Source organism: Yersinia rochesterensis (assembly GCF_003600645.1).
GTDB lineage: Bacteria > Pseudomonadota > Gammaproteobacteria > Enterobacterales > Enterobacteriaceae > Yersinia > Yersinia rochesterensis.
The window spans coordinates 4,132,163-4,149,770 of the sequence record NZ_CP032482.1 but is presented as its reverse complement, the minus strand read 5'-3'; the positions used below and the strand labels follow the sequence as shown (position 1 = coordinate 4,149,770).

Here is a 17,608-nt window from a genome sequence, read left to right as displayed (position 1 = left end):
AATAGGGAAAAAATCATAGAGAACAGTTATACGGATTGCGGTAAAAAATTGCCAGCACTGCGGTTATCCCGGCGAGCCAGAAAAAGTATTGTGAGACATTTCCACTTTGTAACAGGAAAGCCAACAACCTCATTCCCAAAATATTGCCTAACGAATCACCCAATGTTGCTGACAGTGATAGCAAACCAAAATAGGTCGCGAAACTGCCATGGTCAGCAAATGCAGCATTATTTGCATCTGCGCTGGGCATGTACACCATAAGAGCCAGGGAGAAAACCCCCGCAGCCCATAGAATCAGTACCATATCCTGAGCAAGATAAATCAGGAAAAAAGAAACAGAGAATAACATCAGAGCGACAGCAGGATAATAAGATGGAATATACTGATTAATATAGAGACTGACCCAATGCTGCAACACCATGACGCATAGCGCTTCCACGATAAAGAACAGTGTCAGATTACTTTCGTCATCGAAGGTCTCGCGGGTATAGAGAGGGATGGTGGAATAAAGCTGGGCATGCAGCATCCATAATAAACTGTTGACCAGTAGGAAGCGGCAGTAATTGCGATTTTTAAAGGGCTTGAGCCAGTCAGCGAGTGTCAGGCGCGGAGCTGGGGGCGGTTTGCACTCAGTCCCCGAGATGTATATCAGGCAATAGACCAGCAGTAATATATAGAGGCCACCGATAATCCAATATAGCCCTTGGGGTACATAGCGTAGGATTTCAAAGCCGATGATAGGGGCAATCAACGCCGAACCATTCATCAAGATATAGAGAAAGGAGTAATCAGCCGAGGTTGTCGCATTGTGAGACCGAAGTTGTTTCTGGCTGGCAATAAATGACTGAGTCAGCAAGACAACCGAGGAAACACCCACTCCAGCGATACACAGACACCAAGGGGCGAATTCCCCCATGAGAGCATTCGACGATGCTAATAAAAAACCACTGGCGGCGATGCCTAGCGCGAAAATCAGGCCGGAACGAAAAGTCAAGCGATCAAACCACGGCCCCAGTGCGACTTTGGATAACCGTGAAACTAAAATGTAGCCAAACATAATGACGCTGACAGTGGTAATAGGAAAACGTAAATGTTCATGGAGATAAGTGGAAAACGTCGTCATCAGCACGTAATAAGCCAAAGAGGAGCCAACAAAAATGATAGCAATTGGCTGCATCGGTTGAGGGCGTTTCCATAACCGCATCAATGAGTGGCCTAAGCAGATCGACGGCTACGGTGGCCTTCACCCAATGGTTGATGCAAATAAACATCCAGCAGGTGGCATTGCCAGAGATAAAGCGCTTCAGTAAAACCATAGGCGAATCTCAATGCTGCCCCAGCAATAGTTATCGGCAGGGCACCATAGCAAGCTGAGAATAAACTTAATGAATTGAGATGGTCATACTCTTCATCGGTTTCGGCATGCGCTATCAGCGGCATGACAACATCGTCATGCAAAGCATGCTGAGCCGCCACATGGTGATAAAACTGGCGAGTCTCCTCAACTCGCCGCGCCGTTTTCTCTAGAACGGCCACGCAACTTTTATAGACGAACGGGTGCTGTTTAGCCGCCATCTGCAAGAATCGGCAAATTCCCTGGGTGCTGGGTAGCGGCAATAAGTTTTTTTCTAATTGAGGCAATTGATGAGCATGTCGAAAACGTGTTGCGCTGACTTTAAACAAATAAGGATGATCCCATTCCTCTGATAAATGAATGATGCACTTATTAATCAGTAATAACTCATTAGTGTGGGCTAATACGGTGCCCAAATGTTGGATAACACTGTGGGTATGGTGATAATTCTCGATTGCCCAGGCGTAAAGAGTATTGAGATTGTTCGGCGAATCTGGATTATTCATTTTTTGCCAAAATGTATCAAAATACAGGGCGTCGGCCCAAAGATTCAGTTCTTTATTAATGGCTTCAGCGGCCATGCTGGCATCAATGTAATCGGCATCGGGGGGAAAGGGGTAAAGCATCATATTCTGGTCAAGAAATTCGATAAAATCGTCGCTGAATGCCTCACAACAACCCGCTTCTTGTAGTGCCCGTTCAGGATCTCTATGGGCTGAAAGCTGGGAGGTAAAAAAAGTGCTGATATCGGTGTCAACCAACTCGACAACCTGTAGCCTTGAAGTCAGGCGCAGCCTGTGTTCCTGAACATGCTCAATGCTGATTGAGTTTTTTAATAGCATACTTTCCTCCTATCCTTGCTCGGTTTATGCGCCAGAGTTACACGCCGTGTAACCAATCCATTTTTAGGCGGGGAAAAGGCAATTTTTTATTGACATAAAAAATGTTTATTCCCCGGTAAAATAGATGAAATTGATCCCCCAACGAGGCTAGGTTAATCAAACTGGTATCTAAATCCCGTTGTAAACGTGGCCCCAAAATATCGGCACAGGCTTTGCCATAACGGCCACTATAGGGGTAACCATAGCGCTGAGTCGCGGGAATACTGGCAAATGATATTTCGTTGCTGGTCGCTTCGGCGACCCATGAAGAAAGTTGTTGGGTTACTTTCTGATGACTAGAGATGCGTTCGAAAAATTGCGCCATGGCGTTAAGCGCGTCAGTATCTCCTGGGGAACCAAAAAGCCCCATGGCATAAGAGAATGCTAGTGGGTCTTTCACCGCCATATTTTCCAGCGCCAACTGGAACATTAAAGTTGAGGTTAATGGCTCAAGCTCCGTGATCGGGGAGTGGGTCAATTCCTGGCAGATAGCATCCCAGTATTTATGCATGTGGTGTGAATGGAATGCGTGGCGGATAAACAATTCCTGCAACTGTTTATCCTCAGTTTCTGCTGCACATCGTGCGAGGGTTTTGTCCAGCCCGTATAACAAGTGGCACATTTCAACCATCAGTTTGCAGCAGTGTGGCGCTAGCCCATAGTATTCACTTAGCTTGTCGCCCTCCAGCCAGCCGCGTAATACATGCAGTGTGGTAGTCAGACATTCATCTATCTCTTCGGGTTGAACAACATCCCAAAGTTCTCTGGCAATAGATAAATCATGCAGTGATACAAGGGGGATGGCTGGGGCGATGACAGTGTTATCCATAAAATAGACCTCAAATAATGAATATTAGCCGCCAACTCCTGACGACTGAAGCTGATGATAGGGGGGTTGTGGCGGACGGTTAGTTAAATAGGGAGGGTCTGATAGGCGGTAATGATGATAAATATTGTCATTCCACACCTCAAACCAATCTGCCAGCCGATGGCAGCTTGAAAAAATAGCGGCTACGGTTGCTGCTGGTAGCATTGGATGGTTCTCCAGCAGCTGTTCAAAGATATCGATATGGCCAAATTCTTTATCAACCATCAAGTGGCGAATAAGTTCATCAGTGAATGCCTGAGGCAAATCGTGTCGTTGGCCGACGGTTTGGTAAAAATCCACTACTGTTTGGTCATTATCCGTGGTGGCTTCCAGTAACGCCTCGCAAGCGTTGTACACCAGTGTCCCTAGAGGGGCGACGCTGCGCATAAATAGAGTGATATTTAATGTGCTTGCCAGTGGGCGGCTTTCATTTAGATAGTCTGCACTGATAGCTGTGGCCTCACAGGCGGTCATAAACAGCCGATAGTGATCCCATTCTTCGCTGAGATGGCGGAACTGGACTTGCTGTTCTCTTTCCGTGCTCGCGTACTGGACGGCGAGGGGCATATGTGACATTACGCTGCGGGTGTAATGCATATTTTCCTGCGCCCAACCAATCATTATCGATGCGGGTTCATGACCATCATACAGACCTTGCCATATCATCGGCTGGTCGTACATTTGGTGAACCCATATAGGGAGCCAACGGTTAAATTCCTGTAGAAATAAAGATGTTGGAATGGCGTGGTAATCCGGTAAACACCAGATAAAGCCAGCGTCCTCCAGAGAAGCGAGAGTGTTATTCAACTTATTGATATCAAGAGAAAGAATTGTGGCGATTTGTTCCGTAGTGTGTTTGCCATTACAGCACCCAAGTAGGCGATTAAAACGTTCCCATTCAGCAAGATCGGCAATGGTCAGCAAGACCCCTGCTCGTAAGGCTGTATTGGTTGATAGCGTGATATGAGGTTACAGTAAGGGCTTAGAACCTTCCATACGTGTTCGCTCCATTGTGTAACGTTATATGAACTGAGACATAAACTAACCTCCCTAATGTTCCAGGGAGGTTTCGGTTGTTATTGATCGGCGGCTGGCCGAGGTACGTTTTGTGCCGGTAATTTGGTTTCTAGAATAATTATTTCCATTTTTATACCCTCCATTATGTAAATAAATTCATATACAACATTCAGTTAATAAATACTGATAAGTGGTCGACCACCCACTTCTTGTTCTAAAACTCACTGGTTAAAAAGTCAACATATCCAGTTCCAAATGAGAGAAACTACAGATATCTTGTGAACAAGCCGCAACGCGAGAGTGGGGGCAACCCATTGGATAATGAGGAAATAAACTTATTGGCAGAAAGTTTCGTTATTACGTTATATTGCGTGGTATTAGACCCAACCATATTGATTGGATGAGCGAATGGCTAAAAGCAACTACATTACCCGCGAGGGCTGGCAGGCGCTGGATCGGGAGCTGCATTATCTGTGGCGAGAAGAGCGGCCGATAGTGACACAAGCCGTGTCTGAAGCGGCCGCCATGGGTGACCGTTCGGAAAATGCCGAATATATCTATGGTAAGAAGCGACTGCGGGAAATTGACCGCCGGGTGCGCTTTCTGACCAAGCGCCTTGAAGTGCTGAAAGTTGTCGATCCCGACCCTCGTCAGGAAGGAAAAGTCTATTTTGGTGCTTGGGTGCGGGTAGAAAATGAATTAGAAGAACAACGCATCTTTCGTTTGGTCGGGCCGGATGAGTTTGATCCCGCGAAAAAATGGATTTCTATCGATTCGCCGGTGGCCCGTGCCTTAATAGGCAAACAGGTGGATGATGAAGTGACGGTGCAAACACCCAATGGCGAAGCAACCTACTGGATTTTAGAAATTCGCTATCGCCCATTTGACGAAAGTGTTGATAATTAAGCCCGACAATAAGCTTTGTAACAATTTCGACTAGAATATATACCATTAATAGCTGTCTGTTATACCCGTCATACTTCAAGCTGCATGTGCGTTGACTGCTTTCGTTCACCCCAGTCACTTACTTATGTAAGCTCTTGGGGATTTACTCAGTTACCGCCTTCCTGCAACTCGAATTATTTAGGGTATAGAGTAAGTTTTTCTAACAATGTGCAGATTCGGGCAATACGGCCTTTGGGAGTAATAAAATGCAAGAGAATCACAAGATTCTGGTCGTTGATGACGATATGCGCCTACGTGCGCTATTAGAACGTTACCTGACAGAGCAAGGTTTCCAGGTGCGCAGTGTTGCCAATGCTGAACAGATGGATCGCTTGCTGACCCGTGAGTCTTTCCACCTGATGGTGCTCGACCTGATGTTACCAGGGGAAGATGGCCTGTCTATTTGCCGCCGTCTGCGCAGTCAAAGCAACCCAATGCCGATCATTATGGTGACGGCGAAAGGTGAAGAAGTTGACCGTATCGTTGGGCTGGAGATTGGTGCGGATGACTATATTCCGAAGCCATTCAATCCCCGCGAATTGCTGGCCCGCATCCGTGCAGTATTGCGTCGTCAGGCTAACGAATTACCGGGCGCGCCTTCACAAGAAGAAGCGATTATTGCCTTTGGTAAGTTCAAACTGAACCTCGGGACTCGCGAGATGTTCCGTGAAGATGAGCCTATGCCATTGACTAGCGGCGAGTTTGCGGTGCTGAAAGCCTTGGTCAGTCACCCGCGTGAGCCATTATCTCGCGATAAATTGATGAACCTGGCGCGTGGCCGTGAATACAGTGCAATGGAGCGCTCTATCGACGTACAGATTTCACGTCTGCGCCGCATGGTAGAAGAAGACCCAGCGCATCCACGCTATATCCAAACCGTATGGGGTTTGGGCTATGTATTCGTGCCGGACGGCAGTAAAGCATGAGGCGATGGCGCTTTTCTCCGCGTAGCTCATTCGCCCGAACCTTATTACTGATTGTGACCTTGTTGTTTGTCAGCTTGGTCACGACGTATTTGGTGGTGCTGAATTTCGCCATTTTGCCCAGTTTGCAGCAGTTTAATAAAGTGTTGGCCTATGAAGTTCGTATGCTGATGACTGATCGACTGCAACTGGAAGATGGCACGCTACTTGAAGTCCCGCCGGCGTTTCGGCGTGAGATTTACCGTGAATTGGGGATTTCGCTTTATACCAATGCTGCGGCAGAGGAAAGTGGCCTGCGTTGGGCACAGCATTACAAATTTCTTAGTGATCAAATGGCCCAGCAATTAGGTGGGCCAACCGATGTGCGGGTTGAGGTGAATAAAAACTCCCCGGTTGTCTGGCTAAAAACATGGTTGTCGCCGGATATCTGGGTGAGGGTGCCATTAACCGAGATCCATCAAGGCGATTTTTCGCCACTGTTCCGCTATACCTTGGCCATCATGCTGTTGGCGGTCGGCGGGGCTTGGCTGTTTATCCGTATTCAGAATCGTCCCTTGGTCGAGCTGGAACACGCGGCTTTGCAGGTCGGTAAGGGTATTATTCCGCCGCCTTTACGGGAATATGGCGCTTCAGAAGTGCGTTCTGTGACCCGGGCATTTAACCAAATGGCGGCTGGCGTGAAGCTGCTGGCTGATGACCGCACTTTGCTAATGGCCGGGGTCAGCCATGACTTACGCACACCATTGACCCGGATTCGTTTGGCGACGGAAATGATGAGTGAAGCCGACGGTTATCTCTCTGAGTCGATCAATAAAGACATTGAAGAGTGCAATGCCATTATTGAGCAATTTATCGATTATCTGCGCACTGGGCAGGAGATGCCGACCGAATCGAGTGATCTTAATGCGGTGTTGGGTGAAGTGATTGCGGCTGAAAGCGGCTATGAGCGGGTAATTGAAACAGATTTATGCCAAGGCGAGGTCATGGTGGATATTCATCCGTTATCCATTAAACGCGCTTTGGCAAATATGGTGGTGAACGCCGCCCGTTACGGTAATGGTTGGATAAAAGTGAGTAGCGGCACTGAACTTCAACGCGCCTGGTTCCAGGTGGAAGATGATGGCCCCGGTATCAAGCCCGAAGATTTAAAGCATTTATTCCAGCCTTTTGTCCGTGGTGATAGCGCACGCAGCACCAGCGGCACCGGATTAGGGCTGGCCATTGTGCAGCGGATTATTGATGCGCACGCCGGTTCGTTGGATATCGGCACCAGTGAGCGGGGCGGATTACGGATTCGGGCTTATATCCCGTTGCCGTTGGATGTGAAGGCTAAGCCATCAGTGGTAGTGTGATCAGATTTGGTTATTGAATATTAATTGTTCAGTGACTAGTGAATAGTGATTCGGTTCGGTTGAGGCTACGGAGATAAGCTAATCACTAAACTCATGACAACCGAACCCGATCACCGAACAACCACAACCCAACCTGATCACTAAACCACCAAACCAGATCTAATCCATTGTTGATGTGCGAAAAACAAAAAGGGACACCAATGTGCCCCTTTTGTCATCTTACAAAACCAAATCTAAATCAGATCTTTGGCCCTGCGCTGACTAGCGCGGCCCCAGCTGGGGTATCCGTATACTTATCGAAGTTAGTGGTAAAGCGCTTCGCTAAGTCTTCGGCTTTCTCTTGCCACTGCGCGACATCGGCGTAAGTATCGCGAGGGTCGAGGATTGCAGGGTCTACGCCCGGTAATGCCATCGGCACCGCCAGATCAAAGATAGGTAAAGTAAAGGTTTCAGCCTTATCAATTTCACCATTCAGAATGGCGTCAATGATAGCTCGGGTATCTTTGATGGAAATACGTTTGCCCGTGCCATTCCAGCCAGTGTTGACCAGATAAGCTTGTGCGCCCACCGCTTGCATACGTTTCACCAGCACTTCTGCATATTGTGTTGGATGCAGTGACAAGAATGCGGCACCAAAACACGCAGAGAAGGTTGGCGTCGGCTCAGTAACACCGCGCTCAGTACCGGCCAGTTTGGCGGTAAAGCCAGACAGGAAGTGATACTGGGTTTGATTTGCCGTCAGGCGAGATACCGGCGGTAATACGCCAAAAGCATCAGCCGTCAGGAAAATAACTTTAGTGGCATGGCCCGCTTTAGATACTGGCTTGACGATATTTTCAATGTGGTAGATAGGGTAAGAAACACGGGTGTTTTCAGTTTTGGAACCGTCATTGAAATCAACAGTACCATCTGGCAGTACGACTACGTTTTCCAGCAAAGCATCGCGCTTAATTGCATGATAAATATCGGGTTCTGCTTCTTCGGATAATTTGATGGTTTTGGCGTAGCAGCCACCTTCAAAGTTAAATACGCCGTCATCATCCCAGCCATGTTCGTCATCGCCGATCAACTTGCGTTTCGGGTCAGTGGACAGGGTGGTTTTACCGGTACCGGACAAGCCGAAGAAGATAGCAACATCGCCTTTTTCGCCGACGTTAGCCGAGCAGTGCATGGAAGCAATGCCTTTCAGTGGTAGCAGGTAGTTCATCATTGAGAACATACCTTTCTTCATTTCACCGCCATACCATGTGCCGCCAATCAGCTGCATACGTTCTGTCAGGTTAAAGGCGACAAAGTTCTCTGAATTCAGACCTTGCTCTTTCCAGTTCGGGTTAGTGCATTTAGCGCCATTCATGACGATAAAATCAGGTTCGAAATGGGCCAGTTCTTCATCTGTTGGGCGGATAAACATGTTTTTGACGAAATGCGCTTGCCAGGCCACTTCAGTGACAAAGCGAACTTGCAGACGGGTATCGGCATTGGCACCGCAGAATGTATCAACAACAAACAGGCGCTTGCCAGACAACTGATTGGTTACCAACCCTTTCAGGTGGGCCCAGGTTTCTTGGCTCAGCGGTTTGTTATCATTCTTGCCTTTGCCTTGATCAGCCCACCACACGGTATCCTGCGTGATGGCATCTCGGACAATATATTTATCTTTGGGTGAACGGCCAGTAAAGATACCGGTGTCTACCGCAATTGCTCCTGTGGTGGTGAGGGTTCCGCGCTCGTATCCTTCGAGTGTGGGTTTGGTCTCTTCCTGGAACAGTAAATCATAGCTTGGGTTGTAAACAATCTCGCTGACGTTATGGATGCCATAGGCGGCGAGCTCCTGCGGGGTAATTCCTTTAACACTCATGTCATAACTCCTGGATCGTCAATTTTCTACCAGCGATTGTAATTACTCATCTCTGATTAACAGCGATAGCGTTCAAATATTTCAATATATGGCCTATTTTTCGCTAGGTTATGAGAGATAGGACACGGATTGTCGCAAGTATGAAACAGCAGGAGAAATAGCTGGGCACGAGTCAGCACCCAACTATGCATTACAAGAATTAATGAATTTGTTCTGGTGACGGACTATTACCGCTTTTTAATGTGGCGATATCAACCGCATCAAACAGGTAGTGAGTGCCGCAATACTCGCAATTCATATCGATATTGCCGTCCAGCTCGAGCATCTCTTTAACGTCATCTTCGGATAACGTCACTAATGCATCGGCACAACGTTCACGGGAACAGGTACAACGGAAGCTGACATTTTGTGGCTCATAAAGTGTCACTTCTTCCTGATGATATAACCGATACAGCACCTCATTGGCCGGCAGGGTGAATAACTCTTCAGCTTTAATGGTGGTGGTCAGTTGTGCCAGATGATCAAACTCATCTTCATTGCGATCTGTTGCTGGCAGAACTTGCAGCAACATACCGCCTGCGGCAGCTTTACCCTCTACACTACCCGTGCGGATGAACAGGCGGGTAGGGAGCTGTTCAGACTGCATAAAGTAATTTTCCAGACAGGCAGCGATGGTTTCACCTTCCAATGCCACGACGCCTTGATAGCGTTCCCCCTGTGCTGGCGTGATAGTGATCACCAGATAACCACTGTTGCCCATCATCTCTTTCAGGGTGCTTTCATCACTGATCTCGCCTTTAAAGCGGGCGACGCCACGCATTTCTTGTTGGTTATTGCCGTTAATCACTGCCAGTGATAGTGGGCCATCGCCGCCCTGCAATTGCACCGTAATATCACCGTCAAACTTGAGGGTAGCCGTTAGTAGACTGGTCGCGACCAACATTTCACCCAACAGTTTTTGTACCGCGGGTGGATAATCATGATTGGCTAATACCTGCTGATAGGTTTCATTAACTGAAACTAGCTCACCGCGCACCGCATGGTTAGCGAACAGATAGCGATGTAGTTGATCGCGATTAGATTGGTCGTGATGAGACAGGTCGTGATTAGACATAATTTTCTCTCTTTCTGGCTGCAAGCAGTTTACTCAGGCTCGCCTTGTTTAAATTTGATTAGGTTGCGACGCTCTTTTTTATCCGGACGTCGATCCGGATGCGGCATAGTCAGAGCATTTAGCTTGCGCGCCTGTGCCACTTTCTCGCGGTTAGCAATGCTGGCCTCTGTTTCTTCATATAATGCCTGAGCTTCACTTGCGCCCCTGCGCTGGTGGTGTAGCGCCAAGACCCGTACTGTGCGCTCATCGTTTCCTTGGCGCAGGCGGATTTCAGCATTGATTTCAACTAACTTACTCGGTTTACCGCGCTGCCCGTTGTAGTGGACTTTGCCGCCGTCCACCATGTCCCGCGCGACGGCTCTGGTTTTGTAAAACCGGGCAGCCCAAAGCCATTTATCCAGCCGAACCGATTCATCCAAAGCTGTTTTATCCTTCATGAAAACTCCTGTCGTTAGGCTGAATTTCCCCACTCACTTGCGTAACTGCAATGCGGGCAATAGCTTACGGTAATCATTGATTGCAGGATGGCTGTGAAATGCCTTATCAGCACAGCTGGAATCTGGGTTTTCTATCCCCAGACAATAGCGGATACCAAAGGCGTGCGCGGCATCCAAAATCTTTTCACTGTCATCGACAAATAAGGTTCTGGCAGGATTCAGCTCAGTATGCTGTGTGACAGCTTGCCACAGCCGTTGATCTTCCTTTGGATAACCAAATGTATGGGTGGAAAGTAATAAATCAAGGTGCTGGTCGAGAGCGGTGTGCTCAATTTTTACCGCCAGGCTGTGCGGGTGGGCATTGGTGAGCAAAATAGTTTGCAAGCCGCGCTCCCGTAAACTGGTCAGAAAGGGCTGGGTATCCTGGCGCAGACGAACCCGGCTGCCCGCTTGTGTGGTCATGGCGTAGATATCTAAATCCAGTCGCTCACTCCAATAATCGAAGCAATACCAATTTAATGTGTGCTGCACTGCCAGATATTCATCATGGATAATTTTATGCGCTTGTTCCAGCGAGATTCCGCGCTGTTGGCTGAGAGTTTCCGGTACCTGCTTTAACCAGAAATGGCTGTCGAACTCTAAATCCAGCAGAGTGCCATCCATATCCAGCAGCACGGTATCAATTTCTTGCCAATTAAATTCAGGGGGCATAGCGGCTCCACAATCACAATAGTGGTGATAACCCGTCATACTTCAAGCTGCATGTGCGTTGGCCGCCCTTCTGCAACTCGAATTATTTAAGGTATAAATAATAGTTCATAATAAACGAAAAATGGCTAACGCATGAAAGGTGTTGGAGTGAGGGGTTGGTTGAAGCAATTATCATAATAGCGCTGAATATTATCCATACGGCTACGGTTTTTCAGTATCCGCTGAATGAATAAGGTTGCATTCACCGCGAAACAAATCATCAGGGCCAGCAACAGCAGGCTGGTACCCAAATAACGGCCGAGTGTCATGATATCCGGTTCACTGTGTAATGCAATATGGCGGGTGCCATTGGCGTCGGTAGTGATATTGGTAATGATCCCTTCCGCCTTAAATGGGGTGTTGAGTAGCAGCCCAGAGAGCCGCTGTAACTCCCGCCATTGCTCAAGCGCACTGTAATCAAACAGTGGAACCGATGGAGCAGGGTGATTAACCAGTTGTTTACCTTCATCGCTGGTAATCAGGAACCCACCCGGCGGTGGGCTGTTTAACGCTTCTGTCGCCAAATGTGTTTCGCGGTAAACAAATGATGAGGTTGCCGTCTTAACCAGATTTTCCAAGGTGTCAGCACTGACCGGGCGTAACAGCACATTCATGCCTTTTAAGGTGCCAGATTGTGCCCGTTTCACTAGCCCAGACCAATTTTTGGCATTACCTAAATTCACCAAGGCATTTTTTAGACGGATACAATCGGCGTCTCCACCACATAATGCCTGCGTTTTTAGGACGATATCAGCAAAGTTATCCAGCAAAATCATGCCGGATTTTTCAATCGCAGTTGCCAACTGTGGGTTAACGTTGGTATCCGTGCCTTGTGGGTGCAGTTGTTGGTTGACGGTCGCCACCAGCGCGGCCGCTTTTTCAATAATTTCAGATTCAGGTTGCGGCAAGGGTGCAGCGTTATTCCAATAGATACCGGAACAATCAAAAGGTGTAAAAACAAAATTGTGTGGGTTTTGGGTATTCGGTGGGACATAGCACATCCCCGTCCCCTGCGCTTTCAGCATATCGCCAATATGGAGTGGCATCTTTTCTAATGCTTCGACGCTGGTCACCTGCTGGCTTTGTGCGCCTTGTAACCAAGCAACACTTAATTTCAGCGGCAGACCCAATGGGATATAAATCAGTAATAATCCCATGACTAACAGTGAACCGGCCATCAGCGTCAGGTTTTTCCCCCAACGCTGTAGAGGAAAATGTTTCATTTCATCATGCAGGGATAAAAAAGCCCCCTGACGAACAACCTGACGATTGAGATAGATATCAATGTTGGTTTTTTTACCCAGATCATGAGCAAAATAAGGCCCCCAATGGGCCGGATAAATCAGATCTACAATCCCGAGTGAGATATTGTTCATCTGCCCCTGATTTGACTCACCGAACAGGCCCCAGCGCTTTGGTGTACCACTCAAGCAATGAACTTCCCGCAAGTCTTTCTCAGATAGCGGGCGGAACATATTCCAGCAAGCCCAACCGGTTAATATGGCTGCCACAATAATAAGCCAGGGCAGTATTACCGTTGGGCCAGTCAGTGCAAAGAACAGCAATAGCAATGCTAAACAAATAGCCGCCGCTTCTTTTAGGCCATTAGCGCCATGCAGAGCATATTCTTCCGCTGTTTCCTTACGGATATTCAGCAGCTCAATATGCTCGCTATCCGCCTTGCGAATTGACGCATTTTGCGCCACTGAAGGTAAAATAAGCTGGTAACTATTCTCAGACTGGTGATTTTTCAGCGTATGCCCGTTGAGGGAAATAACCAGAGGGAGCGGCTGGGTTTGGATCAGTTCTACGTCATTATCCTGAGTAATATATTGTTCCCACGAAGCAGGTAAATGAACTTCAATAGAATCAAGATAATAACGCCAATTATTGGGTTCATCAGTGGCCACGCCATAGCGGGTAATGGCGCGCGTAACCGAATAAACATTGTCGCTTTGAGGGGTTAGAATAAGCTTCGTGGGTGAAGGAGTGCTGTTGCTCAGGCTATGGGTATCAAAAGTTGATTGGGGTTTAAGCCCAATCTTATCCTGTTGATTTAAGAGATAATTCTCAACGTTTACCCGCTCTTCAGGTGTCAGTTTGCGATGAGTAGGTTTTACGAACGGCAGAGTTGCAGTTACGGGAGCAGGGCGGCGGAATCGGAACCACCACCACAAACCTACTGCGATCAGACTGGTCAACAGTAAGGCCAATATTATGACTATTGTGCTCATCCCATCCCCATCCGAACGCCCCTGTTTTACGCCAACTCTATGAAATAACGCATTATCCCCGTCATACGTCAAGCTGCATGTGCGTTGGCTGCTTTCATTCACCCGAATCATTGACTGGCGTCAACTCATCTGGATTCACTCAATTGCCGCCTTCCTACAACTCGAATTATTTTGGGCATATATTATGCATAAACACCTTACAGAGGCATATAACAGAGTTATTCATCAAATAACTTAATGCAAGTGCTCTTTCACTGCCCGTAGGCTGATAAGGATAGCAAGGCTAAAACTTCGGTAATATCAGCATAATCCTATTTTCAAACACAATTTTTAACGAGTACTGCACTGAAATAGGATGAAAATTAACCAGTTGAATCTTGACTAAACTCGCCGCCATGTTAAAAACAGGTAAATTATATCTAACTAGCGTTGCGATAAAGGTTCTCATTAACGCACAATGTGATCAAGTTCTAATAAATTCCAGTATAAAGAGTCGGGTTAATCCGCGTGGGTAAAAAGTCGCTTATGAAGTAACCTTATTATGAGCCTGACTACCCTGATACGTGCCCGACACAGGCGGTAAGTTTTAATTTGGGGCCATTATGGAACACCTGCAAAAACCTAAAATACTTAAAATAGAAACGATTGCCTGCTCCCGCTTATTTACGGTTGAAGCCGTCGATCTCGAGTTCAGTAATGGCGTACAACGTGTCTATGAGCGCATGCGGCCATCAAATCGCGAAGCCGTCATGATCGTGCCCATTATTGGTGATGACCTATTGCTGATCCGCGAGTATGCCGTGGGTATAGAAGAGTATGAATTGGGCTTCCCCAAAGGGTTGATTGATCCCGGAGAGGGTGTATTAGAGGCCGCAAATCGCGAATTGATGGAGGAGGTTGGCTTTGGCGCTGAGCGTTTCGATTACCTCAGTAAACTGACGATGGCACCGTCCTATTTCTCCAGCAAAATGAACATTATTGTGGCGCAAAACCTTTATCCACAAAGTCTGGAAGGTGATGAGCCAGAACCGCTGCCCCAAGTGCGCTGGCCTATTGCGAATATGATGGCGCTGCTCGATGAACCGAATTTTCGCGAAGCCCGCAATGTCAGCGCCCTGTTTTTGGCTCAGGTATTTTTGACCAAAGCGGGTATGGCCTGATATTGAGCGGCTCGCCATAAAAAAACCGGGACAATCTTGCGATTTCCCGGCTTTTATTTTGGTGCTAAAGCAGCTTAGTCGCCATTAGCACTCACTTCACCGCTCGTCAGAACAACTCGTGAGTCTGGCCGTTGTCCATTAGTGTCGTACCCGCTTCATGTACTGAATACTCGGTGGGTTGTGTCCCCTCGATAAAGTACTCTGAGCGGCTACCTGGGCCGCCTGGGGATAGCTTGCCTGTCTGCTTATCAATCACGACACTGACGATACCTGGCGGTGGTGAAACTTGTTTTTCCGGCAGGCCTTCCAAGGCCGCTTTCATAAAGTCATTCCACGCCGGTTGAGCCGTTTTCGCTCCGCCCTCGGCCCCTGAAATCTGATCAGAAATAGCGCCAGATGCAGTGCTGCGGCCTAAGTCACGGCGATGATCGTCAAAACCAATCCAGACGGATGTCACGGTATCCGGGCCGTAGCCGGAGAACCAGGCATCTTTCGAGTTATTGGTGGTTCCGGTTTTACCGCCGATATCTTTGCGTTTTAAGTCGCGCCCAGCACGCCAGCCTGTGCCCATCCAGCCGGGTTCCCCGAAGATGTTGGAGTTCAATGCATCGCGCATCAAGAACGCCAGCGGTGTACTGATCACATGTGGCGCATATTGCTCATCGCTATTGAGCTTGGCCTGTGCTGGCGTAACTTGTTCCAGCTCTGGCATTGGCACATTGTTAGCATTATTCGTTTGTGAAGTTGCGACGTTTTCAGTGTTGTCGTCGGACAGCACGACCGAGCGCTGAGTGTCACCGTAAATGACCGGTAAATTACACTCTGCACATACAATTTTTGGTTTCGTTTCAAACAGCACATTGCCGGTGTCATCGGTGATTTTGGTGATGAAATACGGGTCGACCAAATAGCCGCCGTTGGCCAACACTGCATAACCGCGGACGAGCTGTAATGGTGTGAATGACGCGGAACCCAGCGCCAATGATTCTGAATGCACGATATTCTGTGCCGGGAAACCAAAGCGCTCCAGATATTCAGCGGCATAATCCACACCCATGGCACGCATTGCCCGCACCATCACCACGTTTTTCGACTGGCCTAAACCTTGACGCAGACGAATCGGGCCATCATAAGTTGGAGGCGAGTTTTTGGGCCGCCAATCGGTGCCAGCACCCGCATCCCAGCGGGTAATTGGCAAGTCGTTAAGGATGGTTGCCAGAGTCAGGCCTTTGTCCATCGCCGCGGTATACAGGAAAGGTTTGATATTCGACCCGACCTGACGCAGCGCCTGTGTCACACGGTTAAATTTACTTTGGTTAAAGTCAAAACCGCCGACCAGTGCTTTGATTGCGCCATTGTTCGGGTCAATAGAAACCAAGGCGGAATTGACGTCTGGCACTTGAGCCAACCACCAACTGTCACCTACTTTTCTGACCCAAATCTGTTGACCTGGCTGTACCACATCAGTGACTTTCTTAGGTGTTGGCCCCTGAGCATTGTCAGATTTATAGGGGCGCGCCCAACGCATACCGGCCATCGGTAACGCCACACTGTTGCCATCCGCCAATATTGCTGTCGCTTGGTCGGCATTCGCTTGCGTAACGACCGCAGGCAACAGCGGGCCATAAACCGGCAATGTTTTCAGCGAATCAATAATTTTCTCATTGCTCCATGCGCTTTCACCCACTTTCCACAACACATTGGATGGGCCGCGATAGCCGTGGCGCATGTCATAAGCCAACACATTGGCACGTAAGGAATCCACCGCCGCCAATTGGAGTTTTCTAGTGATAGTGGTGTAGACCTGATAACCATCGGTATAGGCGTTTTCGCCATAGCGCTTAATCATCTCCTGCCGCACCATTTCAGACAAATAAGGTGCTGAGAAAGCAATTTGCGGCGCATGATAGTTGGCGACCAGTTCTTCACTGCGAGCTTGCTCGTATTGCGCCTGGGTGATGTATTTTTCATCCAGCATGCGTGATAGCACAACATTACGGCGCGCAACCGCCCGGTCATGTGAGTAGAGCGGGTTGAAAGTCGAGGGCGCTTTCGGTAAACCGGCAATCATCGCCATTTGACTGAGGCTCAACTCATTGACTTCTTTACCAAAATAAACCTGCGCCGCCGCCCCGACACCATAAGCGCGGTAACCCAGATAAATCTTGTTCAGGTACAACTCAAGAATTTCATCTTTCGTCAGTAACTGTTCGATACGAATGGCCAGGAAAGCTTCCTTGATTTTGCGCATCAAGGTGCGCTCCGGGCTTAAGAAAAAGTTTCGTGCCAATTGCTGAGTAATGGTGCTGGCACCTTGAGAGGCACGGCCGGAAACCAGTGCAATAGAAGCCGCACGCAGGATACCTACTGGGTCCACACCGTGATGCTCATAGAACCGGCTGTCTTCCGTGGCAATAAACGCATGCACCATTTCTGGTGGAATTTGTTTTAGTGTCAACGGGATACGGCGCTTTTCACCGTATTGGGCGATCAATTCGCCTTCGGCGCTATACACCAACATAGGCGTTTGCAGCCGGACATCTTTCAGTGTGGCAACGTCGGGTAGCTGAGGCTCAATATATTTGTACAGGCCAAATATCGAGGCTGCTCCCAGTAAAATGCAACACACCGCAAGGATCAAAAAATACTTTACGAACTTCACCTGAGATTTCCCATTCAATGTCAATTGGGCAGTTTATAAACAACCGCGCCGTA

At 48.2% G+C, this 17,608-nt stretch carries 14 protein-coding genes; 4 read left to right on the top strand and 10 right to left on the bottom strand.

Annotated elements, in window-relative coordinates; translation table 11 throughout:
* Positions 1-13: 13 nt before the first annotated feature.
* From DXZ79_RS19405 to DXZ79_RS19390, 4 genes are read right to left on the bottom strand one after another with little or no spacing between them, the layout of a single operon-like run.
* Positions 14-1,204, bottom strand: a complete 1,191-nt coding sequence (locus tag DXZ79_RS19405) for an MFS transporter (protein ID WP_230852362.1) — start codon at positions 1,202-1,204, stop codon at positions 14-16.
* Between the two features lie 11 nt (positions 1,205-1,215).
* Complete coding sequence (locus tag DXZ79_RS19400; RefSeq protein ID WP_038637264.1) at positions 1,216-2,196, bottom strand: hypothetical protein; 981 nt, start codon at positions 2,194-2,196, stop codon at positions 1,216-1,218.
* Between the two features lie 37 nt (positions 2,197-2,233).
* Positions 2,234-3,064 carry a hypothetical protein gene (locus DXZ79_RS19395; RefSeq protein ID WP_120011551.1) on the bottom strand — a complete coding sequence of 277 codons (831 nt, stop codon included), beginning with the start codon at positions 3,062-3,064 and terminating at the stop codon, positions 2,234-2,236.
* 24 nt (positions 3,065-3,088) lie between these two features.
* Positions 3,089-4,027, bottom strand: a complete 939-nt coding sequence (locus tag DXZ79_RS19390; RefSeq protein ID WP_244942300.1) for a MarR family transcriptional regulator — start codon at positions 4,025-4,027, stop codon at positions 3,089-3,091.
* A 501-nt stretch (positions 4,028-4,528) separates the two neighbouring features.
* Here DXZ79_RS19390 and greB point away from each other — a divergent pair.
* The 3 genes from greB (at position 4,529) to envZ (ending at position 7,340) form a co-directional block, all read left to right on the top strand.
* A complete protein-coding gene (gene greB / locus DXZ79_RS19385) occupies positions 4,529-5,026 on the top strand; it encodes a transcription elongation factor GreB (RefSeq protein ID WP_038637253.1) in 498 nt (165 codons plus the stop codon).
* Between the two features lie 245 nt (positions 5,027-5,271).
* Positions 5,272-5,991, top strand: coding sequence for an osmolarity response regulator transcription factor OmpR (gene ompR / locus DXZ79_RS19375; RefSeq protein WP_004393220.1), 720 nt, complete (start codon positions 5,272-5,274; stop codon positions 5,989-5,991).
* Entirely contained in the window at positions 5,988-7,340 is a 1,353-nt protein-coding gene (gene envZ / locus DXZ79_RS19370) for a two-component system sensor histidine kinase EnvZ (RefSeq protein ID WP_038637250.1), read from the top strand. The genes ompR and envZ overlap by 4 nt, the downstream gene beginning before the upstream one ends.
* Before the next feature lie 238 nt (positions 7,341-7,578).
* On the opposite strand, the gene pckA is transcribed toward envZ, so the two are convergent.
* The 5 genes from pckA to DXZ79_RS19345 all read right to left on the bottom strand — a co-directional run bounded on the left by pckA (position 7,579) and on the right by DXZ79_RS19345 (position 13,733).
* Positions 7,579-9,198: a phosphoenolpyruvate carboxykinase (ATP) gene (pckA, locus tag DXZ79_RS19365; protein WP_004393224.1), complete on the bottom strand. Its 1,620-nt coding sequence runs from the start codon at positions 9,196-9,198 to the stop codon at positions 7,579-7,581.
* Between the two features lie 199 nt (positions 9,199-9,397).
* Positions 9,398-10,312, bottom strand: a complete 915-nt coding sequence (hslO, locus tag DXZ79_RS19360) for an Hsp33 family molecular chaperone HslO (protein WP_038637247.1) — start codon at positions 10,310-10,312, stop codon at positions 9,398-9,400.
* 29 nt (positions 10,313-10,341) lie between these two features.
* Entirely contained in the window at positions 10,342-10,749 is a 408-nt protein-coding gene (hslR, locus tag DXZ79_RS19355; protein ID WP_038637244.1) for a ribosome-associated heat shock protein Hsp15, read from the bottom strand.
* 33 nt (positions 10,750-10,782) lie between these two features.
* Positions 10,783-11,460 (bottom strand): GMP/IMP nucleotidase, encoded by a 678-nt coding sequence (yrfG, locus tag DXZ79_RS19350; RefSeq protein ID WP_038637241.1) that lies wholly within the window; start codon positions 11,458-11,460, stop codon positions 10,783-10,785.
* 125 nt (positions 11,461-11,585) lie between these two features.
* Positions 11,586-13,733 carry an intracellular growth attenuator family protein gene (locus DXZ79_RS19345; protein WP_120011549.1) on the bottom strand — a complete coding sequence of 716 codons (2,148 nt, stop codon included), beginning with the start codon at positions 13,731-13,733 and terminating at the stop codon, positions 11,586-11,588.
* Positions 13,734-14,335: 602 nt separating this feature from the next.
* On the opposite strand from DXZ79_RS19345, the gene nudE reads away from it, so the two are divergent.
* Positions 14,336-14,893, top strand: a complete 558-nt coding sequence (gene nudE / locus DXZ79_RS19335) for an ADP compounds hydrolase NudE (protein WP_038637236.1) — start codon at positions 14,336-14,338, stop codon at positions 14,891-14,893.
* 106 nt (positions 14,894-14,999) lie between these two features.
* Here the strand turns inward: nudE and mrcA are convergent, their stop codons facing one another.
* Positions 15,000-17,555, bottom strand: a complete 2,556-nt coding sequence (gene mrcA, locus DXZ79_RS19330; protein ID WP_120011547.1) for a peptidoglycan glycosyltransferase/peptidoglycan DD-transpeptidase MrcA — start codon at positions 17,553-17,555, stop codon at positions 15,000-15,002.
* Between the last annotated feature and the right edge of the window lie 53 nt (positions 17,556-17,608).

What these genes read in the sequence shown, in the direction of transcription:
- DXZ79_RS19405 (WP_230852362.1), bottom strand. Translation starts at nt 1,204, where the DNA reads ATGCGGTTATGGAAACGCCCTCAACCGATGCAGCCAATTGCTATCATT.
- DXZ79_RS19400 (WP_038637264.1), bottom strand. Translation starts at nt 2,196, where the DNA reads ATGCTATTAAAAAACTCAATCAGCATTGAGCATGTTCAGGAACACAGG.
- DXZ79_RS19395 (WP_120011551.1), bottom strand. Translation starts at nt 3,064, where the DNA reads ATGGATAACACTGTCATCGCCCCAGCCATCCCCCTTGTATCACTGCAT.
- greB (WP_038637253.1), top strand. Translation starts at nt 4,529, where the DNA reads ATGGCTAAAAGCAACTACATTACCCGCGAGGGCTGGCAGGCGCTGGAT.
- ompR (WP_004393220.1), top strand. Translation starts at nt 5,272, where the DNA reads ATGCAAGAGAATCACAAGATTCTGGTCGTTGATGACGATATGCGCCTA.
- envZ (WP_038637250.1), top strand. Translation starts at nt 5,988, where the DNA reads ATGAGGCGATGGCGCTTTTCTCCGCGTAGCTCATTCGCCCGAACCTTA.
- pckA (WP_004393224.1), bottom strand. Translation starts at nt 9,198, where the DNA reads ATGAGTGTTAAAGGAATTACCCCGCAGGAGCTCGCCGCCTATGGCATC.
- hslO (WP_038637247.1), bottom strand. Translation starts at nt 10,312, where the DNA reads ATGTCTAATCACGACCTGTCTCATCACGACCAATCTAATCGCGATCAA.
- hslR (WP_038637244.1), bottom strand. Translation starts at nt 10,749, where the DNA reads ATGAAGGATAAAACAGCTTTGGATGAATCGGTTCGGCTGGATAAATGG.
- yrfG (WP_038637241.1), bottom strand. Translation starts at nt 11,460, where the DNA reads ATGCCCCCTGAATTTAATTGGCAAGAAATTGATACCGTGCTGCTGGAT.
- DXZ79_RS19345 (WP_120011549.1), bottom strand. Translation starts at nt 13,733, where the DNA reads ATGAGCACAATAGTCATAATATTGGCCTTACTGTTGACCAGTCTGATC.
- nudE (WP_038637236.1), top strand. Translation starts at nt 14,336, where the DNA reads ATGGAACACCTGCAAAAACCTAAAATACTTAAAATAGAAACGATTGCC.